The sequence below is a fragment of the Luteibacter aegosomatissinici genome (genome assembly GCF_023078495.1).
Taxonomy (GTDB): Bacteria; Pseudomonadota; Gammaproteobacteria; order Xanthomonadales; family Rhodanobacteraceae; genus Luteibacter; species Luteibacter aegosomatissinici.
The window spans coordinates 704,810-718,575 of sequence record NZ_CP095742.1 but is presented as its reverse complement, the minus strand read 5'-3'; the positions used below and the strand labels follow the sequence as shown (position 1 = coordinate 718,575).

Sequence of the window (13,766 nt, the reverse complement as noted above, 5' to 3'; positions counted from 1 at the left end):
TGCTCTTCCGCTTCAGCGGAAATCGATGGTGGAAATGGCACCCGCCATTTCCGGACGCGGCCGCAGCGACACGTCCCAACCGTACAGCTCGCACAGGCGGCGCACGATGGCCAGGCCAAGGCCTGCACCACCGCCCGTGGCGCTTTCGCCACGGATGCCACGCTGGAACAGCTTCTCGGCATCCTCGGGTTTGATACCCGGGCCGGTGTCGATCACATCGATGCGGCCATCCAGCACGCGCACGGTGACCTGGCCTTCCATCGTGTACTTGATGGCGTTACCGATGAGGTTGGTGAGCGCCACCGAGAGCACGGAAGCCGGCGCATTCACGGCAACGGTGCCGTCCGAGATGAGTTCAATCTCAATCGGCTTGCCACCCATCTGCGGTCGCTGGCTTTCGATGACATCGCTCGCCACCTTGGCCACATCCGTGACTTCGCCACGCGTCGGCCCACGCCGCTCGGCGCGCGAGAGCAACAGCAGCGCTTCAATCAGCTCGGTGGCCTGGCGCGACGCACGCTCGATGCGTTTCAGGCGTTCACGCAGCTTGTCGGTAAGGTCCGGCGAGCCCTGCAGCAGTTCCGTGGTGCTGGCGATCACCGCGAGCGGCGTACGCAACTCGTGGCTCACGTCGGAGTTGAATTCCCGATCGCGTTCAACCACGGCGGTGAGACGAGTCGCGTATTCATCCAGCGCGACGGCCAGCTCACCCACCTCGTCGTCGGCGAAATGCGGGGCCAGGGCCTCGGCCTTGCCGACGCGACGGAAATCGCGCAGGCGGCGGGCCAGGTCCGTCACCGGGCGAAGCACGCGCGACGATAACCACACGCCCAGTACGAGCGAGAGCAGGCCGAACAGGAACACCGCAGCGATCACGCTCGTCATGAGCTGGCGCTTGCCCAGTTCATCGCGCGATACATCGAACTCAAGGAAGCTGATGATCCCGCCTTCCTTGCGCACCGCTACCTTGTAATGGTGCTGCTTGCCGTCGCTGCCCTGGTCGAAGATATCGTGGACGCCGGTGTCCAGGTTCTGCCAGGGCAGCGGTGCCTTGTAAATGGTACGGTCGCTGAAGGTGGCGCCCTTGAGGATCTCAAAGGACACCGGCTGCTTGTTCAGCACCTTCTGGTTGAGCGAATCGACCTCGTCCTGCAAGGCCGAGTTGATCAGCTGCTCTTCGACACGCGTGCGAATGTTGAGCGCGGCGAATGCGAAGAGCGCACTCAGGCCGAACCCAAACAGCGTGAACGTGACGATCAGGCGGAAACGGAGCTTACGTCGGGACCGCATCCGGATCGACCATGCGGTATCCGATGCCGTGGCGCGTGTGGATCAACGGCTTCTCGAAGGGTTTATCAATAGCGGCACGCAGGCCGTGGATATGGACGCGCAGCGAATCCGAGTCGGGCAGCTCCTCGCCCCACACGCGCTGCTCCAGGTCCTGGCGCGTCACGACGGACGGGCTGGCTTCCATGAGCGCCTGCAGCAGCTTCAGCCCGATCGGGTTCAGCTGGATGGATTTGCCTTCGCGGGTGACCGTGAGGGTATCCAGGTTGTAGGTAAGGCCGCCGACCTTCAGCACTCGGCTCTGCGGGCCCTTGCCACGGCGCGCCAGGACTTCCAGGCGAGCGGCCAGTTCCTGCAGGGCGAACGGCTTGGTCATGTAATCGTCCGCGCCGGATTCAAAACCGGTGAGCTTGTGCTCCAGCGAATCGCGGGCGGTGAGCATGAGTACCGGGGTCTGCTTGTGGGCTTCGTGGCGCAGTTTCTTCGCGACATCGAGCCCATCCATACCCGGCAGGGTAAGGTCGAGCACGATCACGTCGAAATCGTGGACCACGGCCAGGTGCAGGCCGGTGACGCCGTCGCCGGCAAAATCGACGACATGGCCACGGTCCTCGAGGTAATCCCCGATGTTGGTGGCGATGTCGGTGTTGTCTTCGATGACCAGGACGCGCATTTGCGGCACTCCGTTGTGCTGTCGCAAGAGTATTGCGACAACAAGCTTAACGGGGATTCTGTGAACCGGACAGCATTAAAAGAAAGGCCCGGACGGAAACCCGCCCGGGCCGAAAGAACTACTGCCCCGATACCGTCACTCCGACTCGCGGAATCACAGTGGGTTCTTTATAGGGGGTAGCCGTTTAAATCGCTGTTAACCCCTTGGGGGACCTGGCCCGGCGGACCTTCGGGACGGCCGGGCGGGCGGCATGGCGGGCCTCGCAGTGGGCAATGATGGCCCCGGCCACGTCCACGCCGGTGCTGCCTTCGATGCCCTCCAGGCCCGGCGACGCGTTCACTTCCAGCAGCAGGGGGCCGCGCGACGAGCGCAGCAGGTCCACGCCGGCCACCTCCAGCCCCAGGGCCGAGGCGGCCTCGATCGCCACCCGGCGCTCCTCGTCGGAAAGCTCCACGGCAGCCGCGCTACCACCCCGGTGCAGGTTGGCCCGGAACTCACCCGGGGCCGACGACCGCTGCATCGATGCCACGACCTCATTGCCCACGACGAAGCAGCGCAGATCGCTGCCGTTGGCCTCGCGGATGAACTCCTGGACGAGGAAGTTGGCGTAAAGGCCGCGGAAGGCCTCGATGACGCTCTGCGAGGCCGAGCGCTTCTCGGCCAGCACCACGCCGGCGCCCTGGGTACCTTCGTTCAGCTTGATGATGTGCGGCGGGTCACCCAGCATCGCCAGCAGATCGCTGGTGTCGTCGGGGTTATCGCCGAAGGCCGTCACCGGCATGTCGATGCCGCGGGAGGCCAGCAACTGCAGGCAGCGCAGCTTGTCGCGGGCGCGCAGCACGGCATCGGATGGGTTGGGCGTGAGCACGCCCATCAGCTCGAGCTGGCGCAGCACCGCCGTGCCATAGAAGGTACTGGAGGCGCCAATGCGCGGGATCACGCAATCCAGGGGCCCCAAGGGCTTGCCCTTGAAGTGGATGGCGAACGACTGCGGGGCAATGCTCATGTAGCAGCGCAGCGGGTCCAGCACCTTGACCGTGTGCTTGCGCTTGCGCGCCGCCTCGACCAGGCGCTGCGTGGAGTACAGCCGCGCATTGCGCGACAGGATGGCGATCTTCATGTGGGTTCCCGGACGGCGCGGCGCGGCGTCTGCGAGTAGGAAAGCGAGGGATCGACGCGGAACCGGCCCAGCAGGGCGGTCCGGCCAAGTAGTAAGGGGAACAGCATGTGCCGGCGGTCGGTCAGGTTCACCTCGGCGGTGAACCGCTGCCCGGCCAGCTCGATCTCGGCCTCGATGAACCAGCGCTCGGTGGTGTGGCCACCCGAATCGGTCACGGCGCGGCGGCCCAGGGCACGGGCCTCGCAGGGCGAGGATAGCCCGCCCCGGCGCGTGGTGCGCACCTGGAAGCGCAGCCAGGTACCGTCCGCACGCTCCTCTACTTCCAGCCACTCCACGTGCAGCGACGACGAGCGCGCGCCCGTGTCGAGCTTGGCTTTGAGGATGGCGACGCCGAGCGACGGGAGTGCAAGCCGTTCGCGCCAGCCTAGGGTGATGACGTCAGTCATGGGTCTGGAGCGAAGGTGGGGTGTGGGGACGGCAAGGCCGTTGGGGAACCGGCCGGTAGTTAGCGAAAGCATGCCGAAGGCAGGGGCGCGATTGCAACAAGAACGGGGCCGCCCGCGAGGGCCGCCCCGTCACACCGATGAAAAGGCCGTGAAGCCTCCCCCGGATTCAGCGCTGGTAGAAGGCCCGGCGGGTTACCAGCAGGTAAATGGCGCACCCCACGCCAACCAGCGATACCGCGCCGACGTAATGGGCAGGACCCATGCCTCCGGCCGTCTTGGCCAGGAACCCGACGAGCAGCGGCGTGGCCGCGCCGCAGATGGCGTACGCGACGTTGTAGGACAGGGAGATGCCGGAAAACCTGATCGCGGGTGGGAAGGCCGCCACCAGGATGGCCGGGATGATGCCGGCCACGCCGGCGAACAGCCCGGCCAGCGGATACAGCAGCATGAGGTTCGTACCGCCCGCGTGCAGGTCGAAGTACAGCAGGTAGGTGCTTGCGGCGAGACCGACCGAGCCGATCAACATGGCCAGGCCGCGACCCACCCGATCGACCAGCAGGCCGCCGAAGAAACAGCCGAAGCACAGGGCCAGCGCGGCGAGGCTTCCACCGCTGAAGGCACGCGCCTGCTCGATCTTGAACGCGGTCTGCATCAGCGTGGGCGTCATGAGGATATCGACCACGATGGCGGCCGTGAGCACCCAGGTGACCAGCATCGAAAGAACAACGCCGGCACGGTGGTCACGCAGCACCACCCAGGCCGGGAGCTCCGCGCTCAATTCCTTGCGCTCGCGCATGCGGGCAAAGACCGGGGTTTCGCTAAGCCAGCGGCGCACGTACACCGCGAAGAACCCGAAGACGCCCCCCAGGATGAACGCGATGCGCCAGCCGTAGGCAAGCATATCGGCCTCGGGCAGGCGCGCACTCAGGCCAGCGGCCACCAGCGATCCCATGAGGATGCCGGCGGTGAGGCCCGAGGTGAGCGCGGCGCAGGCCAGGCCCACGCGGTTCGAAGGCACGTGTTCCGCGACGAACACCCACGCGCCCGGGATTTCGCCACCGATGGCCAGGCCCTGCACGATGCGGAACAACGTGAGCAGGACGGGCGCAAGCAGGCCAATGCTCGCGTAGGTGGGGAGCAGGCCAATGAGCAAGGTCGGCACGGCCATCATGAACACGCTGAGCGTGAACATGCGCTTGCGGCCGACGCGATCGCCGAAGTGCGCCATGACGATGCCGCCCAGCGGCCGCGCGAGATAGGCCACCGCGAACAAGCCAAAACCCTGCAGCTGCGCAACGAAATCCGAGGCGCCCGCGGGAAAGAACAAGTGACCAATGGTCTTCGCAAAGTAGACGAAGATCACAAAATCATAGAACTCGAGGGCACCACCCAGGGCGGCAAGAACGAGTGTTTTAGCGTCGCTACGGCCCAGTGGGCGGTGATCGACCAAGTCGGTATCGAGGGTTGCGCTCATGGGTGCGAAATAAGAAACCTGCGTGGATGGGCCGGCTATTGGACCAAGGTATAAGAATTCGGACGTCCAGACGGCCTTGCATGAAATATAGCTGTCATGGCTAGAATGCAGTCAAGTTTTCTTCGGAACATCTGATGCATTCACGTTGTCGCTTGCTTGCCATGGTGTCGTTCGCGGCGCTCTTGTCCCCTGCCCTGCATGCCACGGACTTTACGCTTGCAGGCGGCGAGGTGAAAGGAACCCTGAAGACACGTGTGGTGGCAGGTGCCGGCGTACGCCTGAATGATCCTTCAAAACACCTGGTCGGCAAGGGTTTCCGTTCCGATGGTAAGCCCAAGGGCGGCGATGGCGCGGATACCGCCGACGATGGCAACCTGAACTACGGCAAGGGCGACGTGTACTCCAGCCTGTTCAAGGTAGTGAGTTCGCTGGATCTGTCGTACCGCAACGTCGGTATCGTCGCCAGCGCCCGAACGTGGTACGACCACACGCTGGAAAACAAGAACGTGCCCCAGGGCAGCGGGGCCAGCGCCTTCGCGGCCAACCAGCCGCTCGACGACCACGGCCTGTCGAAGTCCAACCACTTCTCCGGCTTCATGTGGCTCAACGCGTACGCCTACGGCCATTTCGCCATGGGCGATGCCAGCGCCCTGGATCTTCGCGTCGGCAAGCAGACCGTGAAATGGGGTGAAGGCCTGTTCCTCCAGGGCATCAACCAGGTAAACCCCACGGATTACACCACCCTGCACCGGCCCGGCACCGATCCGGTGACCGAGGCGCAACTTCCTGTGGAAATGCTCTGGGGCAAGGTAACGTTCAATGAGCACTGGAGCGCCGAGGCGTTCTGGCAGTGGAAGTGGCGGCCGTCGGAACTCGATCCCTGCGGTACCTTCTTCTCGGGCACTGACCTGGGCATCGACCCCGGTTGCGGCGGCATCGAGAGCAATGCGTACTACCCGATAAATGCTTACAGCCCCGGTGCGGGCCAATGGCTGAGCGACGGGTACCAGTATGCCGTGGGCGGCGTGTTGCCGCGCTACGCCAATATCCAGGGCAAGAACAGCGGCCAATACGGCGCGACCTTGCGCTACACCTTCGACAAGCCCGCGACCTACCTGGCTGCGTATTACCTGCGTTACAACTCACGCAACCCCATCCTCGATGCCACCACGATCGACCCCGCGCTGCAGAACAACAACCTGGTGCCGGTCCTGGTCGCAGCAGGCGCGCCATTGAGCGATGCGCAGCTTTCAGCCCGCCTGTCGTCCATTCATGTGCTGTGGGAATACCCGAATGACATCCGTCTATGGGGTATCTCGGGCAGCACCATGCTTGGCGGGTGGAAGGTTGGCGGCGAGCTGAGCTACACGCAGGACCTGCCGGTACAGATCAACACGGCCGATATGTTCGCGGCACTGACTCGCAGCGGTGGCCCGATCGGCGTACGCAACACGCTGACCGCTCCCGGCGGCATCCTGTATGGGTACGACCGCTACGACCGCACGCAGCTGCTGCTCAACACCACGCACGCATTCAAGGATGTGCTCGGCGCCGACACGGCGACGCTGGCCGCCGAGGCCGTGTTCAATCACACGGACCTGCCCAGCCTGGCGGACGTGCGTTATGGCCGCGGCTTCCACTGGGGCTTTTCCACCGAACTGAATGGCGGCGGTTGCCCAGCCGTGCAGAACCCGGCGGGCTGCCGCAACGGCGGCTTCTATTCGCGCGACGCCTGGGGCTGGCGTGCCAAGGGCACGCTGAACTATGCGGTGGGCCGCTGGGCACTAAGCCCTTCCCTGGGCCTGGGCCAGGATGTCCACGGCTATTCCGTGGACGGCCAGTTGGTGGGTGGCCGCAAGCAGGCCAGCGTGGGGTTCAACGCCACGCTGGATAAAACGTGGTTCGCCAACCTCACCTACACCAATTACCTGGGCCACCAGACGTACGACAACCTGGCCGATCATGACTTCGCGACGCTATCGTTCGGGGCGAATTTCTAGTCCTTAGGCGCCGCTCGCCATCAGGCTTTCAGCACCTGGGCGAGCAACGAGAGCTCGGGCAGCAGGGGCGGTGATGCGGGTTCAATGAGGTCCTCGCCAATCTTGGCGATGAGCGCCTTGGTGAGGTCGGTGCGGTTCAACCCCGTCCGCGCCATGGCGGCTTCGAGCAGCTTTACCGCCGATACCGAGAACTTGAACGACAGGCGGCGCGTGGGCATGCCCGGCCGCGCACCCACATCCTTGGTGAGGATCGCATTCAGCTCGTGCATGCGGTCCTCCTCGCGAACGTAGCGGGCCAGGTAATACACCAGTACGCGCTTACGCATTTCGGCATTGGATTCAGGATCGACGCGAAAGACAGCGGCGTCGATCATGTCCACGTAAATCGCAGGCAGGTTCAGCTCAACCGATGCGACGGCTCGCTGGCGCGCATCGCGGATGGCGGGCGTGCTCTGGTGTGGGATGCCAATGGTCTGGTCACAGACGTCGCAGACGCTGACCAGGACGTTCCGCACCACGCCGAGGCCATCTTCGAGTTCGTGGTCCCGATAGCGCAGTGTCGCGCGCACACGGCCATCGTCCTCGCACAGGCCATCAATCTTCTCGTTTTCGTGAAACAGCTTCACGGCTCACTCCTGTGCACACTGAGAAATTCCACGTGATCGTCCAGCAGCACGAACTTGAGGTACCAACCGGCACTCCGCAGTACGTGCACCATCGTGGACGTATCCCGATGATGGGGTGAGCAGGCGTGCTCGTTTCCACGCGCCTTTTGCACGATGTCCACGACATCGTTGGTGCAGAGCACGCCCATATCGAGCAGGTTCTTCGCCTGCCGGTCACGGCGAAACGCGTGGATAACACGACCGCTATGCAGCGCATCGAGCACGCGCTGCCGTACATCCCTGAAGCCAAGCTTCGCCTCCATGCTATACGACACCTCTCGTATCAATCAACCCCATCCGGCTGGGTGGGGCGGATACGTTAGGTTCGCCGGGCGCCGCTAGCTGTCGTCGTAGCGCCCGAGCATGTGTCGGCGAATGCCGTCAGAGAAAAACGTGGCAGAACGTTGCCATTAGCGCGTACGGAATTCCGGTGTCAGGAATCCAGGAGGTCGGCGACGGAGTTGAGGATCTCGGCCGGGCGGAAGGGGTAGAGCTCGACGTCTTCGCGCGTGGCGATGCCGCTGAGTACCAGCACGGTATGCAAACCAGCCTCGATGCCCGCGACCACGTCGGTATCCATGCGGTCACCGATCATGCCGGTGTTGTGCGAATGGGCACCCAGCTTGTTCATGGCCGAGCGGAACATCATGGGGTTCGGCTTGCCCACCACGTAGGGCTCGCGGCCCGTGCACTTGGTGATCAACGCGGCCACGGCGCCGGTGGCCGGCAGCGGGCCTTCGGAGCTGGGGCTGGTCGCGTCGGGGTTGGTGCAGATGAAGCGCGCGCCGTTGCCAATCAGGCGGATGGCCTTGGTGATGGCGGCGAACGAATAGGTCCGGGTCTCGCCCAGCACCACGTAGTCCGGCGCGGTGTCGGTCATGATGAAACCGGCCTCGTGCATGGCCGTGGTGAGGCCCGCCTCGCCCATGACAAACGCGGAGCCACCCGGTGACTGGTCCTTCAGGAAGGCGGCCGTGGCCAACGCTGAAGTCCACAGTTGGTTCTCAGGCACGTCCAGGCCCGAACGGCGCAGGCGCGCGCTCAGGTCGCGCGGGGTGAAGATCGAGTTGTTGGTCAGGACGAGGAACGGGGTATCGCGCTCGCGCCATTGCCGGATCAGCTCGGGGGCACCCGGGAGCGCCTTGTTTTCATGGACGAGCACGCCGTCCATGTCCGTCAGCCAGCAGGCGATGTCGTTGCGGTCGACCACGGGAACTCCTCGGGGTTACAGGGGGATGCCTGGCAGGCAAGCATAACGCCATTGCCTATGGTCGGCCTTGGCCGGATCGGTCCTTGCACACGAAAAGATTCCTCCTGTGGTACACGTTACCCACGCGGCCCACGGGGGAACCGCGAGAATGGCTCGCTGCCACGGCGGGTTGCGGACCGAGCAGGGGCTTCATGGCAGATCTTCCGTCGCGCCAATCCATTCGCCTGATTCGCACGGCGGGCATCATCGTGGGCATCGCCCTGGGCGCCGTGCTGGCCGTCGTACTCATGCATGACTACTCCCGGCGCGCCGCCGGGGCGCGTAGCCAGGGGCACGCCCTTGCCCGTGGCGCCCAGCGCCTGCTCGATGCGCAGTTGCATGGCTTGCAGCGCGCCCTGCAGGGAATCGTGCGTGATGTGCAGGATATCGACAGTACCGCGCCGGCACTGGCCAGCGAGCTGATCGCAAAGAACATCGCCGGCGTGGGCGAGCGCAAAACCGAACTCCGTGACCTGATGCTGGTGGATGCCACGGGCCGGGCGATCACAAGCGGCACGCCGGATCCCCACCTTCGCGAGTGGGCGACCACGCGCCCCGGCGATGCCGCAGCGCTGGCGCTGGGGCCGTTGGCAAGGGGCCCGGATGGCCGCTGGAACATGCCCGTCGCCCTGCCGATGCCCCGCGGGGGCTGGGTGTTCGCCCGTGTCAGCCAGGCGCAGTTCCAGGATGTCGTGGACCACATCGACGCCGGGCGACACGGGGTCACGGCGATCACCGATCGTTTTGCGATCATCGTGGCGCGCACGGGCTCAGGCGACGACGTGGCGGGCCAGCCGGTTTCCGTGCTCTGGGCGCCTGGCCGTCTCGGCGGCGATGTCGGGCTGAGCAAGCTCGACAACACCGAGCGCCTGGTCGCATCGAACGATCCTGCGATGTACCCGCTCGGCGTCGGTGTAGGCATTGCGGTCCGCGACTACATGGGCCCCTGGTACAACTTCCTGGGCGTGAGCATCGCCGTGTGGGTGCTGTACTGGCTTGGCTTCGCGTTCCTCTACCGGCGTGTCGCCGAGGCCGACGTGGCCCAGCGCCACCACGTATCGGAACTAACTGAGGCGACCGAACGCTGGCGGCAAGCGCAGCGGCTCGGCCACACCGGCACGTGGCGCGCCGATGCCCGGCGCAACCGGCTCACATGGGACACGCAGGTGGAAGGCATGCTCGGTGTCGCCGCCACCGGCGACGGCATCGACGATGCGACGTTCTACAACTACATCCACCCGGAGGATGTCGAGCGCTCACGCGACGCGTTCGTGCATGCGTGGAAGACCGGCGCCACCCTGAATCTCGATTTCCGCTGGCTACGCCCCGACGGCACGCAGCGCTGGATTTCAGGCACCGGGGCCATCGTCGATATCGATGGTGAAAAAGCGATGACCGGCACGGTGGTGGATGCCACCAGCCGCATCGAGACCCAGCGCCAGCTCGCGGAAGCCGAACAGCGCTTCCGCCTGATGTTTGAGCGTACGCCCCTGCCCGCCTGGGTCTTCGACCTGGATAGCCTGGAGTTCCTGGAGGTGAACGCGGCCGCCATGCGTAATTACGGCTATACCCGCGCCGAGTTCCTGCGCATGGCCGTGATCGATATCCGTCCCGAATCGGAGGTCGCCCCACTCCAGCACGCCCTGGCCACGCAGGATGTCGCCACGATGATGGGCCGCACGTGGGTGCACCGGCGAAAGGATGGCAGCCTGCTCGATGTGCGCATCCACACGACGGCCCTGGAATTCATGGGCCACCACGCGCGACTGGTGCTGGCCGAGGATGTAACCGAACGAAGCCGTGCCGAGCGCGACCTTGCCTGGCGCGCTTCGCACGACATGCTCACGGGCCTCGCCAACACAGAAGCACTTACCGATTTCCTCGACAGGCGCTTCGGTACGCGGCGTTGGTACGAGGTGATTTACGTGCACCTGCGTGGACTCGACCTGATTTCCGACACCTACGGACTGGAGGCCGGCCGCACTGTGTTGCAGCAGGTGGGCCGTCGCTTTGCGACTCTTGGCACGGACTTCGGCATGGCGGCGCACCGGCCGAGCGAACGATTCCTGCTCGCGGTAATGCAGCCGGACAAGCGCGAGCGGGCGATTGAAGCGCTGACATCTGCCGTAAGCGAGCCCGTGCTTCTGGATGGCACCTGGCACGCGCTGGATCCCGAGATCGGCGTAGCCACGCACCCGGCCGATGGCACGAGTGCCGAGCAGATCATTGCCGCCGCTGCGATGGCCGCGCACTTCCATGGTGAAACCTCCGGCCTGCCCCGCCCGTTTGACGCATCGATGGCCGAGCGTTCGATCGAGCGCCTGCGCATGGCGTCGCGCATTCGCCAGGCCATCGACCAGAACGAATTCATCCTGCATTTCCAGCCCATCCTCGATGCGACCACCGGGGCGGTAGAGAAGCTCGAGGCGTTGCTTCGCTGGCCCGCGGCGGACGGTACCTTCGTGTCGCCCGAGGACTTCATCCCCCTCAGCGAAGAGACCGGGCTCATCGTCGAGATCGGCCGCTGGGTATTCGAAGAAGCCGCGCAATGCCACGTCGCGCTGGCGCGCGCCGGCCACGGTGCGCTGACCATTGCCGTCAATGTCTCTGCCGTGCAGTTCCAGCGTACCGATGTGGCTACCGATGTGGGTAACGCGATCACCCGCTTTGAATTACCGCGCGGCGCCCTGGCTATCGAGCTCACCGAAAGCAGCCTGATGGCGAACCGCCGTTCGGCAATGGCCGCCATGCGCCGCCTTAGCGCCCAAGGCACCCACGTCTCGCTCGATGATTTCGGCACCGGCTTCTCGAGCATGGCGTACCTGCGCGACCTGCCGATCGATTCGTTGAAGATCGATCGCGTGTTTGTCAGCGATGTATCCACGAACGAACGTTCCGCATCGATCTGCCGCGCGATCATCACGCTGGCGCACACGCTGGGCATGACGGTGGTTGCTGAAGGCGTGGAAACCCAGGCCCAACTGGCTTGGCTGGTTGCTGCCGGGTGTGACAGTGTGCAGGGGTTTCATCGGGCAAGGCCGATGGCGTTTGATGCGCTGGTGGATTTTCTGGGAACACAGCCGGCGGGTGATGTCGTCCTGCAGCACTGATCAGGCTTTCAACGACGCCGTCATGACCCGGTTCCGACCCGAGCGCTTAGCCAGGTAGAGCGCGGCATCGGCGTCCTTACGTAGCTGGTGCAGGTCGTGGCCCGAATCACGGGTCGATGCAACGCCGGCACTGGTTGAGTACTCGACGACCAGCCCATCGATCGATACCGGTGTCGACGCCATCGCCGCGCGGATGGCGTCCGCGATCGCCGCAGCGTCCGGCAGTTCGCGCCCAGGCAGCAGTACACCAAATTCCTCGCCGCCCAGGCGACCAAACAAGTCTGACGGCCCAAGGATCTGTTGGCAGGTGGCGACCGCCCGCTGAAGCACGGCGTCGCCGACGGCATGGCCGTAGGTGTCGTTCACATCCTTGAAGTGATCGAGGTCGAGAAGGACAAGGCATGCGGTGGAGCGCCGCAGTTTCATCTCGCCTAAGGCCGCTTCCAGCTCATCCATGAAGTGCTGGTGGTTGAAAATACCCGTGAGGCCATCGTTCTGGGAAAGCAGGCGAAAGCGCCGCTGCGAACGCTGTATGCGGAACGTCCAGGCCAGCACGGTAACGAGCACGACACCCAGGAGAACGACGTGGAGGCGGCTGGTTTCCGTCGCCTTCTTCGCCAGGGCATTCTCCAACTGAAGCACCTGGTTCTGCCGCTCGAGACGGTCGGCTTCGGCTTTCTGCATCAGGGAGTGCTGCTGCACTGCCTGGTAAGCCAGCTCGCGCGCCGACACATCGTCAAGATACGCGCGATCCTGGACCGCGAATTCCTGGTAGTACCCGAGTGCAGCCGTCGTGTTGCCAGCACGCTTTTCAATCCGGTAAAGCATCTCGTAGATATCGCGCAGGAAGATATCCGTCTCGCCTGGCTTGAACATGGCAAGCACTGCCAGCCCAGTCTTCCGGGCCTCATCATCGCGCCCCATCTGTTCGGCGATCTGTGCGCGGAGCAGCCCATAGGAAGCCTGGCCCGATTGGTAGCCGTTGCGTTCGATCGACGCCGCGATGCGATCGAGAATGACCGCCGCGGCCTGTGGTTGATGCGCCTCGACCATCAAGGTGGCCTGGTTCAGCCAGATAGAGTTGCCGTAGACGAGTTCGCCGCCCGCCTCACAAAGCTTGGCCGCGGCGGGAAATTCCGGGCTATCCCAGCGCACCGTCTTCAGGTTGTATCGCGCGGCGAGCTCAAGCGCGAGGGGTTCGCACAACGTGCCGCCCGGGGGAAGGCTTTCCTTCATCATCCGCGCGTATTGGAGCGCAACTGAAGGATTTCCCGCGATGTTCAGCTCCTGCGAGAGGTGGCTAAGCAGCGAAAAACGGGCCTTGGGATCATCCAGTGTCGGAAGAAGCTCCGCCGCCTGCTTCGCTAGCGTGAACGTCTCCTTGAAACGGTGCGTGGCTGAATAGCCATACAAGAGCTGCGCCATGGCCTTGGCGACAAGGGCCTTCGAGCCGGAATGCGCGACGATGTCGTGCAGCTTCGGCTCTGCCTCGTAGCTTCGTGCCTCATACTCAAGTTCCCACGCCTCCAGGTACCGTACCCGCCACTGCTGGTGCGTATCCAGTGAAGGCATCATCGTCTTCAGCTGTGCAAGCATCCCAAGGAACCGGGGATGGTCCGCCAGGGCGATGGATTCGGCTTGCTTGAGGAAGGCTTCGTTGCTATCGAGATTGGCCGCAGGTGTGGGCAATACCTGTGTGAAGGCCATTATCGAGAGTACGATGCACGCGAACGCGCGATGCG

General features: G+C 64.4%; 11 protein-coding genes. 2 read left to right on the top strand and 9 right to left on the bottom strand.

Annotated elements, in window-relative coordinates; translation table 11 throughout:
* Nucleotides 1-12: 12 nt before the first annotated feature.
* The 5 genes from L2Y97_RS03170 to L2Y97_RS03150 form a co-directional block, all read right to left on the bottom strand.
* Nucleotides 13-1,290: a sensor histidine kinase gene (locus L2Y97_RS03170; protein WP_247432877.1), complete on the bottom strand. Its 1,278-nt coding sequence runs from the start codon at nucleotides 1,288-1,290 to the stop codon at nucleotides 13-15.
* Nucleotides 1,274-1,960, bottom strand: a complete 687-nt coding sequence (locus L2Y97_RS03165; protein WP_089975032.1) for a response regulator transcription factor — start codon at nucleotides 1,958-1,960, stop codon at nucleotides 1,274-1,276. The genes L2Y97_RS03170 and L2Y97_RS03165 overlap by 17 nt, the downstream gene beginning before the upstream one ends.
* 184 nt (nucleotides 1,961-2,144) lie before the next feature.
* Nucleotides 2,145-3,080, bottom strand: a complete 936-nt coding sequence (rimK, locus tag L2Y97_RS03160; RefSeq protein WP_247432875.1) for a 30S ribosomal protein S6--L-glutamate ligase — start codon at nucleotides 3,078-3,080, stop codon at nucleotides 2,145-2,147.
* Nucleotides 3,077-3,526 carry an ATP-dependent zinc protease family protein gene (locus tag L2Y97_RS03155; protein WP_247432873.1) on the bottom strand — a complete coding sequence of 150 codons (450 nt, stop codon included), beginning with the start codon at nucleotides 3,524-3,526 and terminating at the stop codon, nucleotides 3,077-3,079. The genes rimK and L2Y97_RS03155 overlap by 4 nt, the downstream gene beginning before the upstream one ends.
* Nucleotides 3,527-3,692: 166 nt before the next feature.
* Nucleotides 3,693-5,000: an MFS transporter gene (locus tag L2Y97_RS03150; protein ID WP_247432871.1), complete on the bottom strand. Its 1,308-nt coding sequence runs from the start codon at nucleotides 4,998-5,000 to the stop codon at nucleotides 3,693-3,695.
* A gap of 134 nt (nucleotides 5,001-5,134) precedes the next feature.
* On the opposite strand from L2Y97_RS03150, the gene L2Y97_RS03145 reads away from it, so the two are divergent.
* Nucleotides 5,135-7,000 carry a DUF1302 domain-containing protein gene (locus L2Y97_RS03145; RefSeq protein ID WP_247432868.1) on the top strand — a complete coding sequence of 622 codons (1,866 nt, stop codon included), beginning with the start codon at nucleotides 5,135-5,137 and terminating at the stop codon, nucleotides 6,998-7,000.
* Nucleotides 7,001-7,020: 20 nt separating this feature from the next.
* On the opposite strand, the gene L2Y97_RS03140 is transcribed toward L2Y97_RS03145, so the two are convergent.
* The 3 genes from L2Y97_RS03140 to L2Y97_RS03130 all read right to left on the bottom strand — a co-directional run bounded on the left by L2Y97_RS03140 (nucleotide 7,021) and on the right by L2Y97_RS03130 (nucleotide 8,875).
* Nucleotides 7,021-7,626, bottom strand: a complete 606-nt coding sequence (locus tag L2Y97_RS03140; protein ID WP_247432866.1) for a hypothetical protein — start codon at nucleotides 7,624-7,626, stop codon at nucleotides 7,021-7,023.
* Nucleotides 7,623-7,928 (bottom strand): hypothetical protein, encoded by a 306-nt coding sequence (locus tag L2Y97_RS03135; protein WP_247432863.1) that lies wholly within the window; start codon nucleotides 7,926-7,928, stop codon nucleotides 7,623-7,625. The genes L2Y97_RS03140 and L2Y97_RS03135 overlap by 4 nt, the downstream gene beginning before the upstream one ends.
* A 170-nt stretch (nucleotides 7,929-8,098) precedes the next feature.
* Nucleotides 8,099-8,875 (bottom strand): HAD-IIA family hydrolase, encoded by a 777-nt coding sequence (locus tag L2Y97_RS03130; RefSeq protein WP_247432860.1) that lies wholly within the window; start codon nucleotides 8,873-8,875, stop codon nucleotides 8,099-8,101.
* A gap of 191 nt (nucleotides 8,876-9,066) precedes the next feature.
* Here L2Y97_RS03130 and L2Y97_RS03125 point away from each other — a divergent pair, with 191 nt between their 5' ends.
* Nucleotides 9,067-12,024 (top strand): bifunctional diguanylate cyclase/phosphodiesterase, encoded by a 2,958-nt coding sequence (locus tag L2Y97_RS03125; protein ID WP_247432857.1) that lies wholly within the window; start codon nucleotides 9,067-9,069, stop codon nucleotides 12,022-12,024.
* Here the strand turns inward: L2Y97_RS03125 and L2Y97_RS03120 are convergent, their stop codons facing one another.
* Complete coding sequence (locus tag L2Y97_RS03120; RefSeq protein WP_247432854.1) at nucleotides 12,025-13,731, bottom strand: sensor domain-containing diguanylate cyclase; 1,707 nt, start codon at nucleotides 13,729-13,731, stop codon at nucleotides 12,025-12,027.
* Between the last annotated feature and the right edge of the window lie 35 nt (nucleotides 13,732-13,766).

What these genes read in the sequence shown, in the direction of transcription:
- L2Y97_RS03170 (WP_247432877.1), bottom strand. Translation starts at nt 1,290, where the DNA reads ATGCGGTCCCGACGTAAGCTCCGTTTCCGCCTGATCGTCACGTTCACG.
- L2Y97_RS03165 (WP_089975032.1), bottom strand. Translation starts at nt 1,960, where the DNA reads ATGCGCGTCCTGGTCATCGAAGACAACACCGACATCGCCACCAACATC.
- rimK (WP_247432875.1), bottom strand. Translation starts at nt 3,080, where the DNA reads ATGAAGATCGCCATCCTGTCGCGCAATGCGCGGCTGTACTCCACGCAG.
- L2Y97_RS03155 (WP_247432873.1), bottom strand. Translation starts at nt 3,526, where the DNA reads ATGACTGACGTCATCACCCTAGGCTGGCGCGAACGGCTTGCACTCCCG.
- L2Y97_RS03150 (WP_247432871.1), bottom strand. Translation starts at nt 5,000, where the DNA reads ATGAGCGCAACCCTCGATACCGACTTGGTCGATCACCGCCCACTGGGC.
- L2Y97_RS03145 (WP_247432868.1), top strand. Translation starts at nt 5,135, where the DNA reads ATGCATTCACGTTGTCGCTTGCTTGCCATGGTGTCGTTCGCGGCGCTC.
- L2Y97_RS03135 (WP_247432863.1), bottom strand. Translation starts at nt 7,928, where the DNA reads ATGGAGGCGAAGCTTGGCTTCAGGGATGTACGGCAGCGCGTGCTCGAT.
- L2Y97_RS03125 (WP_247432857.1), top strand. Translation starts at nt 9,067, where the DNA reads ATGGCAGATCTTCCGTCGCGCCAATCCATTCGCCTGATTCGCACGGCG.
- L2Y97_RS03120 (WP_247432854.1), bottom strand. Translation starts at nt 13,731, where the DNA reads ATGGCCTTCACACAGGTATTGCCCACACCTGCGGCCAATCTCGATAGC.